General features: G+C 73.7%; 16 protein-coding genes. 8 read left to right on the forward strand and 8 right to left on the reverse strand.

The genetic code is table 11. The features are described from left to right. Positions 1-16: 16 nt before the first annotated feature. Positions 17-766 carry an IclR family transcriptional regulator gene (locus tag ACIPTO_RS37155; RefSeq protein ID WP_401199438.1) on the reverse strand — a complete coding sequence of 250 codons (750 nt, stop codon included), beginning with the start codon at positions 764-766 and terminating at the stop codon, positions 17-19. Positions 767-988: 222 nt separating this feature from the next. Between ACIPTO_RS37155 and ACIPTO_RS37160 the strand changes: the two genes are divergently transcribed. Together ACIPTO_RS37160 and ACIPTO_RS37165 are read left to right on the forward strand one after the other, a co-directional pair. Continuing rightward, positions 989-3,826, forward strand: a complete 2,838-nt coding sequence (locus tag ACIPTO_RS37160) for an AfsR/SARP family transcriptional regulator (protein WP_401199439.1) — start codon at positions 989-991, stop codon at positions 3,824-3,826. 298 nt (positions 3,827-4,124) lie between these two features. Further along, entirely contained in the window at positions 4,125-6,515 is a 2,391-nt protein-coding gene (locus ACIPTO_RS37165; RefSeq protein ID WP_401199441.1) for an ATP-binding cassette domain-containing protein, read from the forward strand. 11 nt (positions 6,516-6,526) lie between these two features. Here the strand turns inward: ACIPTO_RS37165 and ACIPTO_RS37170 are convergent, their stop codons facing one another. Beyond that, complete coding sequence (locus ACIPTO_RS37170) at positions 6,527-7,138, reverse strand: helix-turn-helix domain-containing protein (RefSeq protein WP_366315362.1); 612 nt, start codon at positions 7,136-7,138, stop codon at positions 6,527-6,529. 109 nt (positions 7,139-7,247) lie between these two features. On the opposite strand from ACIPTO_RS37170, the gene ACIPTO_RS37175 reads away from it, so the two are divergent. Continuing rightward, positions 7,248-7,808, forward strand: coding sequence for an ester cyclase (locus tag ACIPTO_RS37175; protein ID WP_401199443.1), 561 nt, complete (start codon positions 7,248-7,250; stop codon positions 7,806-7,808). Between the two features lie 197 nt (positions 7,809-8,005). On the opposite strand, the gene ACIPTO_RS37180 is transcribed toward ACIPTO_RS37175, so the two are convergent. Next, positions 8,006-8,791, reverse strand: coding sequence for a hypothetical protein (locus ACIPTO_RS37180; protein WP_401199445.1), 786 nt, complete (start codon positions 8,789-8,791; stop codon positions 8,006-8,008). A gap of 617 nt (positions 8,792-9,408) precedes the next feature. Between ACIPTO_RS37180 and ACIPTO_RS37185 the strand changes: the two genes are divergently transcribed. The 3 genes from ACIPTO_RS37185 to ACIPTO_RS37195 are packed head-to-tail and all read left to right on the forward strand — an operon-like array spanning position 9,409 to position 12,876. Then, positions 9,409-11,739: a CHAT domain-containing protein gene (locus ACIPTO_RS37185; RefSeq protein WP_401199447.1), complete on the forward strand. Its 2,331-nt coding sequence runs from the start codon at positions 9,409-9,411 to the stop codon at positions 11,737-11,739. A gap of 32 nt (positions 11,740-11,771) precedes the next feature. Continuing rightward, complete coding sequence (locus ACIPTO_RS37190) at positions 11,772-12,149, forward strand: CATRA system-associated protein (protein ID WP_401199449.1); 378 nt, start codon at positions 11,772-11,774, stop codon at positions 12,147-12,149. Positions 12,150-12,159: 10 nt separating this feature from the next. After that, on the forward strand, positions 12,160-12,876 hold the full coding sequence (locus ACIPTO_RS37195; protein WP_366315354.1) for a hypothetical protein: 717 nt from the start codon (positions 12,160-12,162) through the stop codon (positions 12,874-12,876). Between the two features lie 101 nt (positions 12,877-12,977). Here the strand turns inward: ACIPTO_RS37195 and ACIPTO_RS37200 are convergent, their stop codons facing one another. From ACIPTO_RS37200 to ACIPTO_RS37210, 3 genes are read right to left on the reverse strand one after another with little or no spacing between them, the layout of a single operon-like run. After that, positions 12,978-13,364 carry a hypothetical protein gene (locus tag ACIPTO_RS37200; RefSeq protein ID WP_366315352.1) on the reverse strand — a complete coding sequence of 129 codons (387 nt, stop codon included), beginning with the start codon at positions 13,362-13,364 and terminating at the stop codon, positions 12,978-12,980. A gap of 12 nt (positions 13,365-13,376) precedes the next feature. Then, a complete protein-coding gene (locus tag ACIPTO_RS37205; protein ID WP_366315350.1) occupies positions 13,377-13,550 on the reverse strand; it encodes a hypothetical protein in 174 nt (57 codons plus the stop codon). Positions 13,551-13,577: 27 nt separating this feature from the next. Then, entirely contained in the window at positions 13,578-14,300 is a 723-nt protein-coding gene (locus ACIPTO_RS37210) for a hypothetical protein (protein ID WP_366315348.1), read from the reverse strand. 240 nt (positions 14,301-14,540) lie between these two features. Here ACIPTO_RS37210 and ACIPTO_RS37215 point away from each other — a divergent pair, with 240 nt between their 5' ends. Continuing rightward, positions 14,541-15,503, forward strand: a complete 963-nt coding sequence (locus tag ACIPTO_RS37215; protein WP_401199452.1) for a helix-turn-helix domain-containing protein — start codon at positions 14,541-14,543, stop codon at positions 15,501-15,503. On the opposite strand, the gene ACIPTO_RS37220 is transcribed toward ACIPTO_RS37215, so the two are convergent. Both ACIPTO_RS37220 and ACIPTO_RS37225 read right to left on the reverse strand, forming a co-directional pair. Next, positions 15,464-17,842, reverse strand: a complete 2,379-nt coding sequence (locus tag ACIPTO_RS37220; protein ID WP_401199454.1) for an ATP-binding protein — start codon at positions 17,840-17,842, stop codon at positions 15,464-15,466. The genes ACIPTO_RS37215 and ACIPTO_RS37220 overlap by 40 nt on opposite strands. 247 nt (positions 17,843-18,089) lie before the next feature. After that, positions 18,090-20,369: a CATRA conflict system CASPASE/TPR repeat-associated protein gene (locus tag ACIPTO_RS37225; RefSeq protein ID WP_401199456.1), complete on the reverse strand. Its 2,280-nt coding sequence runs from the start codon at positions 20,367-20,369 to the stop codon at positions 18,090-18,092. A 101-nt stretch (positions 20,370-20,470) separates the two neighbouring features. On the opposite strand from ACIPTO_RS37225, the gene ACIPTO_RS37230 reads away from it, so the two are divergent. After that, positions 20,471-20,782: a CATRA system-associated protein gene (locus tag ACIPTO_RS37230; protein WP_401199458.1), complete on the forward strand. Its 312-nt coding sequence runs from the start codon at positions 20,471-20,473 to the stop codon at positions 20,780-20,782. Positions 20,783-20,796 lie beyond the last annotated feature (14 nt).

Raw genomic sequence — 20,796 nt, forward strand, 5'->3', positions numbered from 1 at the left:
CCTCCGAACCAGCGCCTCACCGCCCCCGCAACCCGGTGCTGATCACCCGCCCGGTCCGGCGCGCGGTCTCCGCGAGCCGTTCCAGACGGTGGGCCGGATCCGTGAGGACGCACAGGGCGGCCACGGGGGTGCCGCGCACCCCGAGGAGCGGAACCGCCGCGCAGCACACGCCCGTCACCACCTCCTCCCGGTCGAAGGCGGCGCCGTGCTCGCGGATCGCTTCCGCGTGCCGGGACCAGGACGCGGGGAGCGGCCCCAGCAGCGGTGCCGGGGCGGCCATGGCGACCAGGACCTTGCCCGCCGCCGTGTACCACGGCCAGGTCATCCGGGTCCCCAGCGGCTCGGGCCGCTGGACGTCATCGGGACACCACTCGACCATCAGCGTCTCGCCCTTCCACAGCACGGCGATCCCCACCGTCGTGCCCGTGAGCTGTGCCAGCCGGCGCATCGGTTCCCGCGCGGCGGCCCGCAGCCTCGGATGCGGCTGCCAGGCGCGCCCGAGGCGGAACATCCGCGGGCCCACCCGGTAACTCCCGCCGCACCGCTCGACCGCGCCCAGGTCGGCCAGTTGCTCCAGCAGGCGGTACGCGGTCGTCTTCGGCAGCCCGCAGTCCGCCGCCAGCCGGGTCGGCCCCGCCTCCACGGCCCGCTCCACCGCCTCCAGCAAGGCGAAGGCGCCCTCCAACACGCTCCGTCCGCCGGCGTTCCCCGAGGCGGCCGGTAAGGTCTCCGGCCGCCGTACCGGCACCCGTGTCCCGGGTGCCATCACTCCTTGTGCGGTCACACGTCTCGCCCCCGTTTGCCTGTTGCGCAGCCGCCAGGCGACGGCGCTGCCGTCGTGCCCGGACGGGACGCGGTCGGCGCCCTGTCCGTTCCTCAGCAGATTCGCACCGGTGTGTGACCGGAAACCTTGTCGAAGGCTTGTCGCGCCGCATACACGTCTGTGGAAAAAAGGAGGAGGCTTTGTGTGTGGGGGGAGGAACACACCATGGTGGACGTGCAGTTGCTCGGGCCGGTGGAACTGGCGACGGGAGGGCAAGCGGTGGAGGTGGGCCCACCCCAACGCCGCACCGTGATGGCCGCGTTGGCCGTCGACGTCGGTCGGCCCGTCGCCGTGGACGTGGTCATCGAGCGGGTCTGGGGCCCGCACGCCCCCGACGGAGCACGCGGCGCGGTGCACGCCCATGTCGCCCGCATCCGCCGGATGTGCGAGCAGGCCGCCGAGAGCGCGCGGGAACCCTTATTACTGGTGCGCCGTTCCGGCGGATACCTCCTGGAGGCCCGACAGGAACAGGTGGACGTGTACCGCTTCCGGCGGTTGGTCGACCAGGGCCGCGCGGCGGCCTCGGCCGACCCCTCACGGGCGGTGCTGCTGCGCGAGGCCCTCGACCTCTGGCACGGCGAACCGCTGTCCGGCCTGAACGGCGAATGGGCGGCCCGCATGCGCGAGGCCTGGCGGCGCCAGCACCAGGACGCCGCCGTCGGCTGGGCCCGCGCGGAACTGCGGCACGGCGATCCCGCCGCCGTCATCGGCCCGCTGACCGGCCTCCTCGGCGAGTACCCGCTCGCCGAACCCCTCGCCGAGGCCCTGATGCGGGCCCTGCACGAGACCGGCCGCAGCGCCGAGGCACTCGACTGCTACGCCGCCGTCCGCAAACGCCTCGCCGAGGAACTCGGCGCGGACACCGGCCCGGCCCTGCGCCAGCTCCACCAGTCGATCCTGCGCGGCCACCGCTCCGCGTCCCCCCGACACCCCGAAACGGCCCCGGTGCCACGCAGGCCCGAACCGCGGGCGGTGCTGCGTCAGACCGAGCTGCCCGCCCAACTCCCCATGGCCGTACGGGGATTCACCGGCCGCGATGGCGAACTCGCCCGCCTCGCCGCCATTCTCGCCTCGGCCGAGGGCGAATCCGCCGCCGTGGTCATCTCGGCGGTGTCGGGCATGGCGGGCGTCGGCAAGACCGCCCTCGCCGTGCACTGGGCACGGAAGGTCGAAAGCGCCTTCCCCGACGGGCAGTTGTACGTGAACCTGCGAGGGTTCGACCCACAGGGATCGGTGGTGCAGCCGACCGAGGCGGTACGCGGCTTCCTAGACGCGCTCGGAGTGCGGCCGGAGCGCGTACCGCCCGGACTGGAGGCCCAAGTCGGCCTGTACCGAAGCCTGCTGACAGGTCGTCGGATGATGGTCGTCCTCGACAACGCACGGGACGAGGAACAGGTCCGCCCGCTGCTGCCGGGCGCCGTCGGCTGCATGGCGCTGGTGACCAGCCGGAACCGGCTGACCGGACTGGCCGCGACCGAGGGCGCGCATCTGCTCGCCGTGGACCCGCTGACACCGGCCGCCGCACGGGCCGTCCTCGCGGAACGGCTCGGCGCGGGCCGGGTCGCGGCCGAACCGGCGGCGGTCGCGGACGTCGTCACCTGGTGCGCGGGCCTGCCCCTCGCGCTGGCCGTGGTCTCCGCCCGCGCCGCCGCCCAGCCGCACCGCCCGCTGGGCACCCTCGCCGACGAACTCCGGGAAGCGGGCGGGCGGTTGGACGCCCTCGACGGAGGCGAGGAGTCCAGCCAGGTACGGGCGGTGTTCTCCTGGTCCTACAGCGCGCTCAGCCCCGCTGCCGCCCGCCTCTTCCGGCTGCTGGCACTGCACCCCGGACCCGACCTGGACCGGCGCGCGGCGGCGGCCCTGGCCGGAGTGGCGCCCAAACGCGTCCGGCCGCTGCTCGCCGAACTCACCGGCGGCCACCTGCTCGTCGAGCACGCGCCCGGCCGCTACGCCTTCCACGACCTGCTGCGCGTGTACGCGGGCGAACTCGTCACCACCTACGACGACCAGTGGGAACGCCGGTCCGCGCTGGACCGGATGATGGACCACTACCTGCACTCCGCGCGGGCCGCCGACATCCTTGTCACGCCGCAGCCCAACCCGGTGGAGGCGCCCGCCCCCAGGCCCGGCGCGAACCCGGTCGAGTTCGGGGACTACGGCCGGGCGCTGGCCTGGCTCGCCGCCGAGCACCCGGTGCTGCTGGAGATCGTGCGGCAGCCCCAGCCCGGCTTCGACGGCCATGTGTGGCGCCTGGTCAGCGTATTGACCACGTTCCTCGACCGGCACGGCTACTGGCAGACGCTGCTGACCGCCGGGCACCAGGCGCTGGTCGCGGCCGAGCGGGAGAGCTCCCCGGCCGGCCGGGCGGGCGCCCACCGCGGCCTCGGCCTGGCCCTGGACCGGCTGAAGTGCCCGGAACCCGCCCGGGAGCACTACCTGCGGGCACTCGAACTCTTCGTCGCGATCGGCAGCGAAGCCGGCCAGGCCAGGACCCACCAGCACCTCTCGCGCATGTCGGGTGCCCAGGGCAACTCCGGACTCGCCCTGGAACACGCCTACTTGAGCCTGGAGCACTACAGGAGGGCGGGCGACCAGGCGGGCCAGGCGGCGGCGCTGAACCACATCGGCTGGCGGCAGGCCCACCTCGGCGAGCACCTCCGCGCGCTCGGCCACTGCGAGCAGGCCCTCGAACTCGCCCGCGCGGCCGGGGACGTGGACGGACAGGCCCACATCTCCGACAGCCTCGGCTACATCCACCACCAACTGGGCGGCTACCAGCAGGCGGTCGACCGCTACCGGCAGGCGGCCGAACTGTTCCACGCGACCGGCGAGCGGCACAGCGAGGCCGCCTGTCTGATCTGCCTCGGCGACAGCCACCGCAGCGCGGGACAGTCCGACGCGGCCCACGCGGTGTGGGCCCGCGCCCTCGCCCTGACCGCCGAACTCGGCCTGCCCCACGACGATCCCCTCCGCGCCTCGCTGCGGGAGCGGAACGTGTCGTAGCGGCCGGGACCTCGCCTCGGCCGCCGGGTGCGGCCGTCGGCTCGGACGCCTGGGCGGCGGCGTGCGGCCGGAGCCGGACCGGCCGTGGCGCCGAGCGCACCCGGTCCTCGGCACGTCATCCGGTCAGGATTCGAGAAGCGCGAGTTCACACGCCCCTCTAGCGTGAGAGGCGTGGACGTCACGGCGGCGGCGCGCGCCGGAGCGGAAGCGGACGTACCGCTCGAAGCTTGATTAGATCGAGCCACGCGACGGCCGCCGAGAGATCTTCGGCGGCCTGGCACAACGGAGGGAAGGCACGATGAGCAAGGCCACGAGGACGGACACGCGGTCGTCCGCGCCGCACGCCGCCGACAGCCATGACCTGATCCGCGTGCACGGGGCGCGCGAGAACAACCTCAAGGACGTCAGCATCGAGATCCCGAAGCGCCGGCTCACGGTGTTCACCGGTGTCTCCGGCTCGGGCAAGAGCTCCCTCGTGTTCGACACGATCGCCGCCGAGTCGCAGCGGCTGATCAACGAGACGTACAGCGCCTTCGTGCAGGGGTTCATGCCGACCCTCGCCCGGCCCGAGGTCGACGTCCTCGACGGGCTGACCACCGCGATCATCGTCGACCAGCAGCGGCTGGGCGCCGACCCCCGCTCCACCGTCGGCACCGCCACCGACGCCAACGCCATGCTCCGCATCCTCTTCAGCCGCCTCGGCAAGCCGCACCTCGGCTCGCCCAAGGCGTTCTCCTTCAACGTCGCCTCGATCAGCGGCGCGGGCGCGGTCACCATGGAACGCGGCGGACAGAAGGTCAAGGAACGCCGCAGCTTCAGCATCACCGGCGGCATGTGCCCGCGCTGCGAGGGCCGCGGCTCGGTCACCGACCTCGACCTCACCCAGCTCTACGACGACTCCAAGTCCCTCGCGGAGGGCGCGATCACCGTCCCCGGCTACACGGGCGGCGGCTGGAACTCCCGTCTCTACACCGAGTCCGGCTTCTTCGACCCCGACAAGCCGATCCGCAGGTTCACGAAGAAGGAACTCCAGGACTTCCTGCACCGCGAGCCGACCCGGATGAAGATCGCGGGCATCAACATGACCTACGAGGGTCTGATCCCGCGCATCCAGAAGTCGATGCTCGCCAAGGACCGGGAGGGCATGCAGCCGCACATCCGCGAGTTCGTGGACCGCGCCGTCACCTTCACCGTCTGCCCCGAGTGCGACGGCACCCGCCTCAACGAGGGCGCCCGGTCCTCGAAGATCGACCGGATCAGCATCGCCGACGCCTGCGCGATGCAGATCAGCGACCTGGCCGAGTGGGTGCGCGGTCTGGACGAGCCGTCGGTGGCGCCGCTGCTCGCCGCGCTCCGGCAGGCCCTCGACTCGTTCGTCGAGATCGGCCTCGGGTACCTCTCCCTCAACCGGCCGGCGGGCACCCTGTCCGGCGGTGAGGCGCAGCGCGTCAAGATGATCCGCCACCTCGGCTCCTCCCTCACCGACGTCACCTACGTCTTCGACGAGCCCACCATCGGACTGCACCCGCACGACATCCAGCGCATGAACGACCTGCTGCTGCGCCTGCGCGACAAGGGCAACACGGTCCTCGTCGTCGAGCACAAGCCGGAGACCATCGCTATCGCCGACCACGTCGTCGACCTCGGCCCCGGCGCCGGTACGGCGGGCGGCACCGTCTGCTTCGAGGGCACCGTCGAAGGGCTGCGCACCGGCGGCACCATCACCGGCCGGCACTTCGACGACCGGGCGTCCCTCAAGGAGTCGACGCGGAAGCCCACCGGCTCGCTGGAGATCCGGGGCGCCGCGACCAACAACCTCCACGACGTCGACGTGGACATCCCGCTCGGGGTGCTCGCCGTCATCACCGGAGTCGCGGGCTCCGGCAAGAGTTCGCTGGTGCACGGGTCGATCCCGGCCGGGGAGAACGTGGTCTCCGTCGACCAGGGCGCCATCCGCGGATCGCGGCGGAGCAACCCGGCGACGTACACCGGGCTCCTCGAACCGATCCGCAAGGCCTTCGCCAAGGCCAACGGCGTGAAGCCGGCCCTGTTCAGCGCCAACTCCGAGGGCGCGTGCCCGACCTGCAACGGCGCCGGCGTCATCTACACCGACCTGGCGATGATGGCCGGGGTGGCCACGACCTGCGAGGACTGCGAGGGCAAGCGGTTCGACGCCTCCGTGCTGGAGTACCGCTTCGGCGGCCGTGACATCAGCGAGGTGCTCGCGATGTCGGTGACCGAGGCCGAGGAGTTCTTCGGCGCGGGCGAGGCGGCCACCCCGGCCGCGCACCGCATCCTGACCCGGCTCGCCGACGTCGGCCTCGGCTACCTCAGCCTCGGCCAGCCGCTCACCACCCTCTCCGGCGGCGAACGCCAGCGCCTCAAGCTGGCCACCCACATGTCCGAGAAGGGCGGCGTCTACGTCCTCGACGAGCCCACCGCGGGACTCCACCTCGCCGACGTCGAGCAACTCCTCGGCCTGCTCGACCGGTTGGTCGACTCCGGCAAGTCGGTCATCGTCGTGGAACACCACCAGGCGGTCATGGCCCACGCCGACTGGATCATCGACCTCGGCCCCGGCGCCGGGCACGACGGCGGCAAGGTCGTCTTCGAGGGGACGCCGGCCGACCTGGTGGAGGCCCGCTCCACGCTCACCGGCGAGCACCTGGCGGCGTACGTGGGCGCCTGAGCGGCGCGGCCTCAGCGAAGGGTGGCGACCGCCGTGTCGTAGAGGACGCGCTCGGCGCGGTCCCACGACCAGCCCGCCTCGACCACGAGCGTGCGCCACCCGGTGGGGCCGAACCAGTACCACAGGAGGTCACCGGTCTCCTCCGCCGAGCGGGACGGCGGGGGAGTCAGCGTGTGCAGCTGACGGGCGGCGGCGCGCAGCGCGTCCCGGTACGCGGCCGTCGCCCGCTCCCACAGTTCCTCGCCGTCCTCGTGCACGGGCAGCGCCTTGCGGATCGCCTCGTGCACCGCGAACTGCCCCTCGTTGCCCACCCGGGTGCCGTGGGCCAGCGCCCTGAGGACCGCCTCCGGGGTGCGCAGCGCGAGCAGCTCCCGCATCGCCTCCTCGTAGCCGGAGGCGAGCACGCCCTGGTCGACGATCAGGTTCAGGATGTCGCTCTTGCTGCCGACGCTCGCGAACACGGTCTTCGAGGCGACCCCGGCCGCCGAGGCGATGTCCGCGACCGTGACCCGCCCGTACCCGCGCTCGGCGAACAGGTCCGTGGCATGCCCGAGGATCAGCGCGCGCGTCCGGGCGGCGGCCTGCTCACGCAGGGGAGAGACGTAACGGCGCTTGGTCGGCATCCCGACATCCTACGGCGATGAATTCAATAGGCGTGCTGTAACCTCAATTTCTGTCGGCCGGCAACACCCCTCACCACGCACCTCCCTCGAAAGGGATCACGCAATGGGCATGGACGCCACAGCACTGGCCCACGGGCTCTTCCGCATCCTTGAGACCGGCGATCCGGCACTGGCCGCGGAGGTGGTGCACGCGGACTTCCGCAACCGCGAGGCCGCCGTCTCCCCCTCGGCCTGCGCCCTCCCCGGCCCGGCGGGCGTGCTCGCCTCCAGCGCCTGGATGCGCTCCGCCTTCACCGACCTGACCTTCCCCGTCCAGAGCGTCGCCCACAACGACCACCAGGTCTGGCTGCGGCTGCGCATGCGGGGCCGCCACACCGGCCCCTTCGTCCGCTTCCGCGACGGCGCGCTCGACCAGGCGATACCGCCCACCGGGCGCGAGATCGACTTCGAGCAGATCCACGTCCTCGACCTCCGCGACGGCCAGGTGGCGGGACACGAGGCGGTGCGGGACGACGTGACCATGCTGGGGCAGCTGGGCGTCTTTCCGCCGAGCCCGGCGGTCGGGCTGAGCATGCTGGCCTGGCGGGTCACGGGGAAGGCGGCGCGGGCCGCGGCCGAGGTGACGGGCAAGGCGGCGGAGGCCGCGGAACGCGCGCGGCCGGGCGGCTGACGCGAACGGCAGGTGGCGGGCGGAGGGGCAGGCGGCGGAGGCGGCGGAGGGCGCGGAGGGCGCGGGGTCGATCGGCGGCACGCCCGCATCCCCCGCATCCCCGCATCCCGGCAGCCCCATGCATCCCCGCCCGTCGTTTGTCGGAGATTTCCGGATGAGGACCGAAGCGGGCCCCGGCCGGGAAGACTGGCGGTGTGTCAGAGATACGTACAGCCGTGGATCGTCTGCTGGTGCGCTGCGAGGCGAGGTGGACAGCGGACGTCGAGCGGTATGTGGCCAACGCCGGTGAGGATCCCGGCAGTTGGCTGCCCGCCGCGGCCGGGCTGCTGCGGGCGTCCTGGGGCGAGGACGGCCGGGACCGCGCGGTGGCCGCGGCCGCCGTGCTGGAGTACGCGCTCGACGTGGGGGAGCGGGGCGATCCGCGACGGCCCCGCTGGGTGCTGCACCTGTGGCTGGCGGAGCGCACGCTGGCCCTGCGGTTCGAGGACCACCGGCTGTCGAACGAGGTGCACCACCATCTCGCCGCCCAGACACAGGGGCGGTCGCCGGACGACCCGGTCGCCGTCGCGGCCGGCTATCCGGAGGAGGCACCGCCCAGCCACTTCGAGCCGCCCCGCCCCTCGCATCCGCACGCCGTCCGGCTGGCCGAAGGGCTTCCCCGGGACGACCTGGTCCGCCCCTGTCTGCTGGCCCGGCTCGCGCAGTCCGCGTTCTTCCGCCTGGAGTCGGGCGACACCGGAGCCCTGGCGGATGCCGTCCGGTGGGCCGACGCGGCGTTCGAGGGGATCACCGCCGACCACCTGGAGGCGGGTTTCGTCAGCGCCACCGCCGTCCACGCGTCGCTGGCCCGGCTGCGCGAGAAGCCGGACGACACCGGGCGGGTCGATCTCGCCCTGCGCGCCGGCCGGTCGGCGCTGCGGGCGGTCGAGCACGCCCGGCGCCACGGCACCGCCCCGGTCGACGCCGAGGCCGCTTCGGCGCATCTCATGTTCTCCCTCGCCCTGATGATGTCCGTGCCGCTCCATCCCGAGGAGGAGGTGATCGACGAGGCCATCGCGCAGCTGGAGGCGTTCCGGGCCTGCGGGCCACCCGACGACAACGGGATCTACGCCGGGAACATGCCGGCCCTGCTGGCCGCCAGGGCGATCCTCACCAAGTCGTACCCGGACCTCCGGCGCGCGGACGAACTCTGGGCCGCCCTCCAGCGGGACCTGCCACCGGACCATCCCCTGGTGCCGCACATCGCGGACAAGCGCACCGCGTGCGCCGAACTGGAGCGGAAGCTCAGGTGGCTGCCGATCAACGGCGCCCAACTGCTCAGACTGGTGGGCCCGTTGCTGGGACGGATGCTGAGCGGCGTGCAGCTGCCGCCGGTCCGGATGTCCGCCCCGCCGGGCCGCCCCGGAGTGCGCTCGCCCGGCCCCGGTCCCGAGGACTTCGCCCCCTTCACGGGCGGTCCCCGGCCCCGTCGGCGGACGCCGGACCCGGTCGCGGGCCGGGCCCCGCCCTGGTCTGGCCGCCCGGCCCGCCCGCCGACGCCGGGCCCGCGGAGCCCGCGGCGGCGGCGGACCTCGACGGGCTGCCGCCGGACGTCGCGGCCGTGCGCGCCGCCCTGCTGGGCACCGGTGCCAGCGACCCGCGCCGACTGGCCCTGGCCGTCGACGAGTTGGAGACCGTGCTGGCCGGACCGCTGCCCGACGCGCGGCGCGGCTTCTTCGCCACCACCCTCGTCACCTTCCTGGCCGCGCAGTGCACCTTCAGTCGGCGCAACGAGGACCTGGAACGGGCGGTGCGCAGCGGCGACAGGCAACTGGCCCTGCTGCCGCCCACGAGCGCGCGGTACGTCGACCTGCTGTGCTCCGTGGAGTTCTACCGCAGCCAATACGGAATCCTGCACCAGGACGGGGCGACCGTCGCCCGCGCGTGCGACGCGCTGGCCTGGGCGCTCGGCCGACTGCCGGAACTGTCCGGCAGCTGGATCGGCTGTGTCATCCCGTACGCGCACTCCATGGCCGGCGCCGCCTGGATGCGCCGGGACGTGGCCGGAGTCCAGGAGGCGGTACGGCTCGTCGAGCTGGCCGCGCAGGGCCTCGAAGAGCTCCCGGGACGGCCGGAGTACTCACCCGAACTGGCCGCGCTGCGCGAGCAGTTGAGGCCGGCCCTGGCCATGGTCACCGAACTGGTCCAGACGGCCTACGACGACATCACCGGCTACCGGTACGGCCCTCCCGAGCCCAGCTCCTGGAACCCGGTCACCGAAAGGGCACTGCCGCCCAGGGCCCGCTTCGAGAACGCCAGGACCGCACTCACGGCGGCCCTGAACACCCTGAACTGGCCCCGGGCGACCGACGCCGCGGAAGCCGCGCTGGAGGCACTGCCCCTCGTGGTGTCCCAGGCGCTGCACCGCGACGACCGCCAGACCGTCCTGCGTGACGCGCTGCTCGGCCGCCGCTACCAGGGTCCGGGCAGCGACGGCGCCGACTTCCCGGACCGGCTCGCCGGGACCAGCCTGGCGCGGACCGCGTGCGCGGTGGCCCTCGCCGCCGACCGCACCGAACAGGCGGCGGCCCTGCTGGAACAGGGACGGGCGGTGCTGATGGGGCAGGACCTCCAGGCCCGCAGCGACGACTCCGACCTCGCCGCGGCCCACCCCGGAGTGGCCCGGGAGTTCACCGCCCTCGCCCGCCGGCTGCGGGAGACGGAGAGCGGGAGCACGGCGGACGGGCCCGGCGACCCGGCGCGGATCAGGGACCAGCACGCGGTCGCCGAGGAATGGCAGCGCCTGCTGGCCCGCATCCGGGGCCTCGACGGGTTCGGGCACTTCCTGCTGCCGCCGAGCGCCGACCAGATGCGGCACGAGGCGAAGGACGGACCGATCGTCCTGATCAACGTCGACCGGCTGCGCTCCGACGCCCTCGTCGTCACCGCCGACGGCATCCGGCTGGTGCCCCTCGACGTCACCGAGGGGCGCATCGCGCACCGGGCGAGGCAGTTCCTCGCGGCGGTCTCCGTGGACGTCGACGCGACCCGCGCCGGGCGCAGGGAAGCCGCCGAGACCGTGTTCGACACCCTGGAATGGCTCTGGGACACCATCGCGGAACCGGTGCTCGACGCGGCCGGCCTGACCCGGCCGGTCCCCGAGGGCGTCCCGCCGGCCGCCGTACCGAGGCTGTGGTGGTCGGCGTCCGGACCGCTCGCCCATCTGCCTCTGCACGCCGCAGGTCACCACCGGCCGGTCCGGCTCGGCGACGGGTGCACCGTGCTGGACCGGGCCGCCTCCTCGTACACCCCGAGCATCAGGGCCCTGCGGCACGCCCGGCAGGCCCCGGCGGCGCGCGGGGGCGGCGGCCCCTTCCTTGCGGTACGGCAGCCCACCGGCACCGACGGCAAGGACGGCGCCTCGGTGGCGGAGGTCCGGGCGATGGCCCGCACCCTCGCCGAACTGCCCGTCGTGCAGGGCGCCGACGCGACCGTCCGGCGGGTCCTCACCGAGCTGTCCTCGGCGGCCACCGTGCACTTCGCGTGTCATGGCCTCAGCGACGCCGAGGACCCGTCCCGGAGCCATCTCGCCCTCGCCGACGGCCGGTTGACGGTACGCGACGTGGCCCGCGGCCATCTGCCGCAGGCCCAGCTCGCCGTCCTGCTGGCCTGCCACACCACCCGCACCGACCGCCTCCCCGACGAGGCCGTGCACCTGACGTCCGCGTTCCAGACGGCCGGCTACCCGCAGGTGGTCGGCGCGCTGTGGGAGGCCACCGACCTGGTGTCGGTCCGGCTCACCGAGCACCTGTACCGCGGCCTGCGGACCTACGGCGGCGGCCTCGACGTCACCGACACCGCGCGGGTCCTGCACGGGATCGTACGGCGGCTGCGGGAGCGGCACTCCGGCTCGCCGCGGGTCTGGGCGCCGTACGTGCACACCGGGCGTTGACCAGTGACGACGAACGACGGGAAGGAACAGGCGTGAGCACTTCGGAGGGGGCGGCGGTGATCGACCGGGAGACGGCCGACGCGGCGCGGCTGGCGCTGGAACTGATGCTGGACGAGTGGCGGCTGACGCCGGAGGGATGGGGCGAACTCGCCGAACTGCTGGCCGAGTTGACGGCGGCCGTCGCCGCGGGGGACGCGTCCGGAGTGAAGGCGCTGACCGGGGAGCTGGACGAGTGGTCGGGCGGCCGGGTCGGCCGGATCACGGGCGCCGGGGACGGCACGGAACCGGCAGAGGACCGGCGGGTGCCGCTGCCCGAGCCGGACCGCGAGCGGGTCGTCGCCCTCGTGCACGCCCTCGCCCCGGACGCCCCGCCCGGCGGACCGGCCTCCGCGCCCGCCCGGCGGACCTGACGGCCGGCCCATGCTGTCCGTACTCGCCAACATCGCGATCGGTCTGCTGACCAGCCTCGTCGGCCTCGGCCTCGGCACGCTGTGGGAACGGGGACGGCGGCGCCGCGCCCTGTACCGCAGAGCCGCCTTCTTCGGCACCCGGCCGGGCGAGCACTGCGTGATCGTCGTCGGCACCAAGCACGGGCAACCGGGCACGACCCAGCAGCGGGACCTCCGTGCCGTCGTCGAACTCGCCGTGCTGCTCAGCGAGTTGGGCTGCCGGGTGAGCGTCGAGTCCGGCGAGCTGCGCGGCACCAACGGCGACCGCACGGAGTTCTGCGTCGGCGGTCCGATCGGCGGGTCCAACCCGCGTACCGGCGGACATCTGACGGCCCATCTGCCCGGGGTGACGATCACGCCGTACAGCGACCGCCGCGACTCGGTGGCGATCGCGGTCGGCGGGGAGCGCTACTACTTCGACCGGGGGCACCAGGAGTACGCGGTGGTGGCCAAGTTCACGCCGCCCGAGTCGAGCCGGCCGGTGGTGCTGGTGTGCGGGCAGAGCTCGGTGGCGAACCAGGCGGCCGTCCACTTCCTGCGGCGGGAGTACGCGCAGGTGGTCCGCTCGGTGGCGTCGGTCGACCGGTACTGCCTGCTGGTGAAGGTCTCCGACATCGGCGTCTACTCCTTCCACCGGTCGGTTCTCGAACGGGACGTGTCCGCCGAGGCGTTCGCGACCGCCGGCTGAACACCCGCACCGGACAAGCCCGTTCACGGCGACGAGCACCCGGTCCCCTGTGCCGGGTGCTCGTCGGGCCCCGGGGACCGGACGTCGTGCGCGAAGGCCGCTCAGATCCCCGTGTACTTCATCGACGGATCGAGTACCTCCAGCGTCTCGACGAAGCGGCGGATCTTCCGGTTCGCCTTGATGCCGAACGCGCCCAGGTTGCGTCCGACGCCGAGCGCGATCTCGCGGTGCGCGCCCCGGTCCCACATGTACATGTGCACCGCCGACTTCTGGATCTCCGCTCCCCGGCCGCCGAGCAGCGCCATCACGGTGAAGTCGGGCCGGTCCGTGGCCACCGAGTCGAACACGGAGCCTCTGGGCTCCTCGAAGGTGGTTCCCGCGCCGGTGATGTGCTCGCTCCACCAGCTCACCCGCATCGCGTCGCGGAAGGCGTCGGCCGCCTCCGCCATCGACAGCTGGGTCGTTATCTCCACCGGTGTCTTGGCCATGCGCTGTGCTCCCTACTTGTCCTCGAAGACCTTTTCGCTGAACCGGTAGCGCTGACCGCTGTCGATCCAGTTCTTGCAGGCGGGGTTGCGGCACTCGTAGACGATCCACGAGCCCATCGGCTGACGCTGTTCGCTCTTGACGCTCATGCGCTGCCGGCAGACCTGGCAGCTGAGGCCTTTGGCCATGTGTTCACTCCTCGGGACGCGGTCGGCTCAGAGACGGGACGGGGGCAGCGGGATGAACGGGCGCAGTTCGTCGGCGACCCAGTGCACGGGCGTCTGGAACGCCTCGCCGATCTGCGCGTACAGGTCGTGCAGGGTGTCCGCCGACGTCCACTCGAAGCGCGCCCGGGTCGGGTCGGTGTCGCTGGTCGGCGCGTCCACGACGGTCACCACGCGGCCCTCGCGCGCGGCGGTGACGTAGACGACGTTGGAGTCCGAGGCCTCGGTGAGGCGGGCGAGCTGACGCAGTTCGCCCGGCACGAGCGGCGGGATCCGGGCCTCCTCGGGGGTCGGCCGGGGCCGGCCGACCAGCCAGGGCTCGGAGCGGTTCTCCTGCCAGAACTGCCAGTCGGCGGCGGACAGCCGGTTCGGCGGTACCCCGTTCGCCCGGAAGAACTCCAGCGCGGCCATCCGTACGGCGTCGTAGTCGGGGCTGGTGAAGTCGGAGCCGACCAGGTTCCACACCGTGCGGGCGGCGCCGAACAGGGCGAAGCCACCGGCCGGCAGCACCGCGTCGGCCAGCGCGCGGGCGAAGCCCTGCGGGTCGGACTGCGCGAACGGCAGGTAGGGCGCCTGGAGTTCGCTCCACACGTCCGAGGCGTCGATGTCGGTGCCGACGGGGTCGAACTCGAAGCGGCCGAACCGCTCCATCCGTGACACCACGTCGTCCGGCAGCCGGGCGGCGGCGCGGGGCGTCCTGGGGAACAGAGCCATGATCCTCTCCTGGCACAAGAGCGGGAACCGGCCGATGCGGTCGCACCGGAGCCGGGCGCAACCTGTGTAACAAGGGCCGGAGTTCGCACTCAACAGTTCTCCGGCGAACCGGACGATCCCCGGAAAACCCGGACGGCCGGCGGACCCGGCCGCGAACCGGGACGCGGCACCCGGCCCTGTGCGACACTCGGCCGCGACATCGGCGGCAACGCGGCCGCGTCGCAAGGGGGGTTGCGCTCGATGGGACGCCCGCAGAAGGAGATCGTCCTGGCCGGATCACCGGCCCGGCTCTTCGCGTACTGGCTCCGCGACCTGCGCGGATCGGCCGGACTCACCCTGGACCAGCTCGCCCGCCGCACCGGCTACGGCAGGACGACCGTCAGCGACGCCATGCGCGGCGAGATCCACCCCACCCGGCCGGTCACCCTGGCCATCGTCGGCGCCTGCGGCGGCGATGTGCGGCGCTGGGGCGAGTACTGGGCGCAGGTCCGGCGCGCCCTGGACCCCGACCGCCCGGGCGACTCGCCCGGATGGGACGGCATCGACCCGCCGCCCTGGGGCGCCCGCCCCGGCCGCGCGACCGGGACGCACGCCGAGCGCTGCCCGCCGGACTGCGCACGCGACGATCCGCACGGCTGGTACACCGAGTCCGTGTCCACCCGGCTCCGGCTGGACACCCCGGCCCCCGAGGCGCTGGAGCGCCGGATCGTGGTCGCGACCTGCGACGGACTGACCCGGATCCCGGTCGGCGTCAGCGTCCCCCGGCGCGCCGGTGACACGACACCCGGGCACGCACTGGAGATGTCCGCCGTCCAAGGCGGACGGCTGGAGGACGGCGGCCCGCAGTACGAGAGCTACTTCGAACGGTTCCTGGTCCTGCCCGCAGCCCTCAGGGCCGGGACACGGCACGTCTACGAACTACGGCTGCGCATCCCGCCCGCCCAGCCGATGGCACCGCACTTCGTCCACGTACCGCTGACCCGCAGCGAGCACTTCCGGCTGCGGATCGGCTTCGACCCGGCGAAGCCACCGCGCACGGTGTGGCGGCTGGAGGGCGTGCCCACCGCCGTGATCTACCAGCGGGATCCGGGCACACCGACCCTCCGCCCCGACGAACAGGGGCTCGTGGACGTCGAGTTCGGGGCGATGAGGGTCGGCTACGGCTACGGGCTGAGCTGGCTGGAAGCGGACACCGGAGCGTAGTCCGCCGCCGTGCCGAGCTTGGCGCGGACCGGCTCGGCGTCGGGATGGTGCAGCTCCTCGAACAGCGTCAGGGCCTCCTCCCACAGCGCGTGCGCGTCCCCGCTCCGGCCGAGCGCCGCGTGGGCGTCCCCGAGGTGCTCCAGGGCGTGCGCCTCACGGAACCGGTCGCCCAGCGCCCGGTCGAGGCCCAGCGAGACCTCGTAGTGGCCGATCGCGGCGGCGGGCCGGCCGAGCCCCTGCTCGGCGCGGCCCATGCCGATGAGGATGCCCGCCTGCCCGTCGAGATGACCGAGCCGGGTGTAGAGGTCCAGGGCGCGGCGCGCGTGGTCGAGGGCGACCGCGTGCTCTCCCAGCCGCTCCCACTGCTGTGCCACGGAGGTGAGGCCGTCGGCGAGCGCCACCGGGTCCCCCGTGCGCTCCGCCAGAGCGAGGGCGAGCCGGGCGTGCGGCATCGCCCTGCGCGGCTCGCCGCAGGAGGTGTGCACCCGCACCAGCGAGAGCCGCGCTTCCCGTACGCCCTCCGGGTCGCCCAGGCCGTGGCAGGCGCGCAGGGTCGAGTACAGCAGGTCGAGCGCCTCACCGGTACGGCCGAGGCGGGAGAGCGCGTCGGCCAGCCGGCGGGTCGCGGTGGCGTGGGCGGCGCGGTGCCCGGCCCGGGCCGCCGCGTCCCGGGCCAGTGCGTGCACGGCGGCCCGCTGCGCGCGACGGCCGGAGCGGCGCAGATGGACGGCGCAGGAGTCGGCCAGCCGCCAGGCGTACGACTCCAGGCCGGGGGAGGCGGCGGCCTGGGCGATGAGGGCCTGGAGCGTGGAGAGTTCCGACTCGAACCAGTCGGTCGCGGACGCGTGGTCGTCGATCCACGGCTGAGCGCCGGTGCGCTCCGGCGTCCCGCCGGGTGCCGGACGCCAGGGTTCGAGGTGGTGGTCGGCCAGGCGCGCGGTGTCGAGACAGTGCCGCAGCAGCCGCTCGGTGGCGTCCCGGCGCTCCTGCGGCGCACCCCGGTCGAGGAGTTCCACGGCGTACAGCCGGAGCAGGTCGTGCAGGGTGTAGCGGCCGGGAGTGTGCTGACGGACGAGGTGCGCGGCGGTGAGGACGTCGAGCAGCGCGACGGGCGGCTCCGTGTCGCCGACGAGCCCCGCGCAGGCGGTGGCGTCGATCTCGGGTCCGGGGTGACAGCCCAGCAGCCGGAACAGCCGGGCGGCCGGAGCCGGCAGCAGCGCGTACGAGCCATGGAACACGCTGCGCAGATCGACATCCGCGTCCTGCACCCCGAACAGGTCCAACGGCGCCCGGGCGCGCCGCAGTTCACGGACCAGGGCAGCGACGGAACCGGCCGGGGCGGCGGCCGTGCGGGCGGCGGCCACGCTCAGCGCGAGCGGCAACCGGGCGCACAGATCGACCAGTTCGTCCGCCGCGCGCTGTTCCTGGGCGATCCGCTCGGCGCCCATCTGCCGCTCCAGGAGGCTGCGGGCGGCGTAGCGGGGCAGCACGTCGAGGGCGATCCGCCGGGCGCCCTCGCGGATGACCAGGCCGTCGAGGCGGTTGCGGCTGGTGACGACGGCCACGGAACCGGCGTCCGTCGGCAGCAGCGGCCGTACCTGGTCGGCGGAGCGGGCGTTGTCCAGGACCAGCAGCACCCGGCGCCCCACGAGCAGCGTGCGCAGCAGTCCGGACGCCACCGTGACGTCGGCCGGGACGGCGCCGGGGGTGACACCGAGCGCCTCGAGGAAGCCGTGCAGGGCCTCACCGGGGTCCATGATCGCGTCGTCGCCGAAGCCCCGCAGATCGACGTAGAGCTGGCCGTCCGGGAAGTGGTCCTGCGTCCGGTGCGCCCAGTGCAGGGCGAGCGCGGTCTTGCCGACGCCCGCGGTGCCCTCGACGACGGCGACCCCGGCCCGGCCCGGTACCGAGTCGCCCGGCGGGGTCCGTACGGCGTCCAGCCGGGCGAGTTCGGCGTCCCGGCCGACGAACACCGGGTGGCTCAGCGGGAGTTGACGAGGCACCCCGGGGGTGCCCGGGGAACGGCGGGCGGTGCCGGGACGCAACCGCCGGGCGGCGTCGACCTCGTCGCGCAGCGTGGCCAGCCGTCCTGCCTCGGGTCCCGTGACGCCCAGCGCCGTGAGGAGTGCGTCGAAGACCCCGGTGCCGGGCAGGGTGGTGCCGTTGAGATAGGCGTACAGGCTGCTGGGGGAGACGCTGAGGCGGCGGGCGAGTTCACGGCGGTCCAGCGTTCCGCCGGGACCCTTCTCCGCCCGGACGACGGCCCGGGTCAGCTCGACCGCGAGTCGCTCCGCCAGAGCGTCCGCGGGCCGGCCGGACGGCCGGGGGATCTCGTTCACCACCGTTCCTCCGTGGGGACGTTCACGGATCCGCACCGCGCGGGTCCAGACGTTTCCAGTGTGTTCCAGGACCGCGGACGGCCGGACGGATCCGCGTGTTTGCCTGCGGATTCGACACCGAGGGGATATCGGCCCCCGGCCGGCCGCAGGAGGACGACAGCCGTGCAGACCCACTGAGCAGACCCGCCGCCGCACCCGACCCCGGCCCTCCACGTACAGAGGGGAGACGTGGAGGGCCGGTCACGGCTCAGGCGGAGGGATCGGGGCGGACGCAGCCGAGTACGGCGGCGGCCGCCGCGGCCCACGTGCACTGGGCGGCCATCGCCGTGCGGAGTTCGGCTGCTTCGCGGAAGGCGGCCGGCACGTTCCGCATGACGGCGTGGACGGACTTCTCCCACAGCCGGACGTCCGCCTCCAGGTCCCTCTCGGTGGCGGCCACATCGACCACGGCCTGTTGCGCCACCGGCAGGTGACGCTGGTCGAGCAGCAGCATGCCGAGTCCGCTGCGCCCGCTCACCAGCACGGGCACCCCCGCGGCGATCGCCTCCAGACCGACCAGTCCGAACGCCTCCGCGCGGGAGGGCATGAGGACCAGGCTCGCCCGCGCCACGTCCTCCATGACGAACCGGGGCTCGGCGGAGAACGGGCGGAGCGTCACGTCCACCGCCGGGTTGCCGATCCAGTCCTCCACCTGCGCGCGCAACTCCTTCGACTTCTGCGGGGGCACGCCGCGGATGAGGAGTTCCCAGGCGCCGTGCTCCGCGCGCTGCGGCACGGCGGCGCCCAGCGCCCGGCAGGCGATGTCGAGTCCCTTGAGCGGGGCGTCGTCCAGCCGTCCCATCATCAGGATCTGCGGGATCTCGTCGAGGCCGGGCGGTGTCGCGGCGGGCCGCCCGTCGAATCCGGGGTCGACGCGCAGCAAGGGGGCCAATTGACGGATGCGCAGATGCCGCCGCAGGTTCCTCTCCAGCCGGGGGCCGACCGCCACCGAACGCAGGGCACCCTCGCAGAGTTCGAGCTCCCGCTCCGTGCGCTCCTGGGCGCGGACCGCCAAGTCGGCCTCCACGTGCGGCTTCTGGGCCTCCGCCCGGTCCGGCTCCACGTGCAGGAAGTGCAGCCGCCCCGCGTCCGGGAAGTACTCGTCGACCTGGGTCCTGGCGGCCAGCCCCATGTCCCTGCCGTGCCCGATCACGAGATCGGGCACGAAGTCATCCGTGAACGGCGGACGGAGGAACAGGGACTCCTTCCCCGGAACACCCGCCCGGGCCGCGTCGACGAGCCGCACATCGGCGTCGGCCGCGTCCGCGCGCTCCTCCGGAGTCGAGGACACCACCAGGACGCGGACGTCCGCACCGGCCCGGGCGAGCGCGCCGCACAGGGCGCGGTTGAAGGCGCTGAGTCCGCCGTGAGCGGGGAACCACTCGTCCACGACGGCCAGCACGCGGTCGCGCCGGGCCGCCGTCGGCTGCTGCCCTGATTCGGCGGGTGCAGGGCTCCGGTCGGCCGCTGCCGCCCGGGAGTTGAGGTCCGGTGCCGGGTCTCCCGCGGAATCCGCTGGGTCCTGATCCGGATGCGCCGGGGCGCGTGTCGGTTCCGCCGGGGCCCGTCCAGGTGCTGTCGGGCCGGCCAGGTCACGGAGGGCGAGGAGGTCGGTCAGGCGTTGGCGGAACGACGAGCCGAAGCGCCGGTCGGCGGCGGGCAGGGCCTCGCCGTCGAGGCCCGCGTCCTCCAGGGCGTGCTGGGCGTTCTCCCGCAGGGTCTCCACCACGTGCAGCATGAACCGGAGTTCGGCCTGGGCGTCGGTCAACCCGTAGTGTTCCGCGCCCCAGTACGGAAGCCGCACCTCGGCGAGCGTCCCGTCCCGGCCCGCGGCCCGCGCGTCGCCGAGCGAGTGGTGTGTCGCCCACTGATGGCGCAGGGCGGTCATGTGCATCAAGTAGCGGACGAAGTGCGGCAGTTCGGGACGGTGACCGTCCGACCAGGCCCATGCCCCGAGCCGTCCGTCCGCGCCGACCCGGCCCACCATCCGCACCAGCCTGGCCGGTTGCGAGGGATCACCGCCCTCGGGCTCCGTGAGGTCGACGTCCCCAGGTGTTCCCTCCGGACGCTTCCCCAACTCCAGGGTCACCGCGCCCAGATGACACGCCCCGAGCGGACCGACGATCGTCTCCGCCCGTGCGCGCAACCCGGACCACTCCCGGTCCTCACCGGCGCCGAGCAGGACCGACAGGTTGAGCATGCCCTCTCCGTGCCGCCGCAGGATCGCCTGGTCGAGACGCTCGGCGGACTGCACGCCCGCCACCGCGACCGAGCCGTACGGCGCGGCGGCGGGCAGGGCGTCCGGCACGCGCACCGGCAGCGCGCCGTACAACTCCCTGTCGGCGTCCTGCAGTTCACGGAAGCGCCGCCACATCGCCCGGACCGAGGCGACGCCTTCCTCCGCGCGTCTGCCGTGCAGCGGGACGAAGACGTGGACCGCGACCTCCTGTTCCGTGACCTCTTGTCTCGTCAACTCTCGTTCGGTCACGTGCCGGTACACCCCCGTATCGCGTCGCCGCCACCGGCGTTCTCGCTACAGTTGAGGCCATGCAGTCTAGGGCGGATTCACCCGGAACGAACCTGGATGCCGTGTTGCGCACACGGGCCGGTCAGTTGCTCGGCGACATCGCCGCATGGCGGCTCCCGGAGGCGGCGTGGTCCCGCCCCGCCGCCGCGGTCGAGGCACTCGCGACGGCCTACGACACGGGCGACGAGCTCGCGTTCCGGGCCGCGGTCTCCCGGCTGGAGGTTCTCTCCCCGAACCGGGTGGACCGCATCGAGGACCCGGCCGACGTCCCGCCGCCCGAGCCCCTCCGGGAACGGGTCACCACCCTCGTGCAACTCGTCGTGGACCCCGCCGAGCGCATGGCGGGAGAAGCCGACGGCGACGACCGGGGCTGATACGACACGGCCCT

It is taken from the genome of Streptomyces sp. NPDC090083, from assembly GCF_044747445.1.
In the GTDB taxonomy this organism is placed as follows: domain Bacteria; phylum Actinomycetota; class Actinomycetes; order Streptomycetales; family Streptomycetaceae; genus Streptomyces.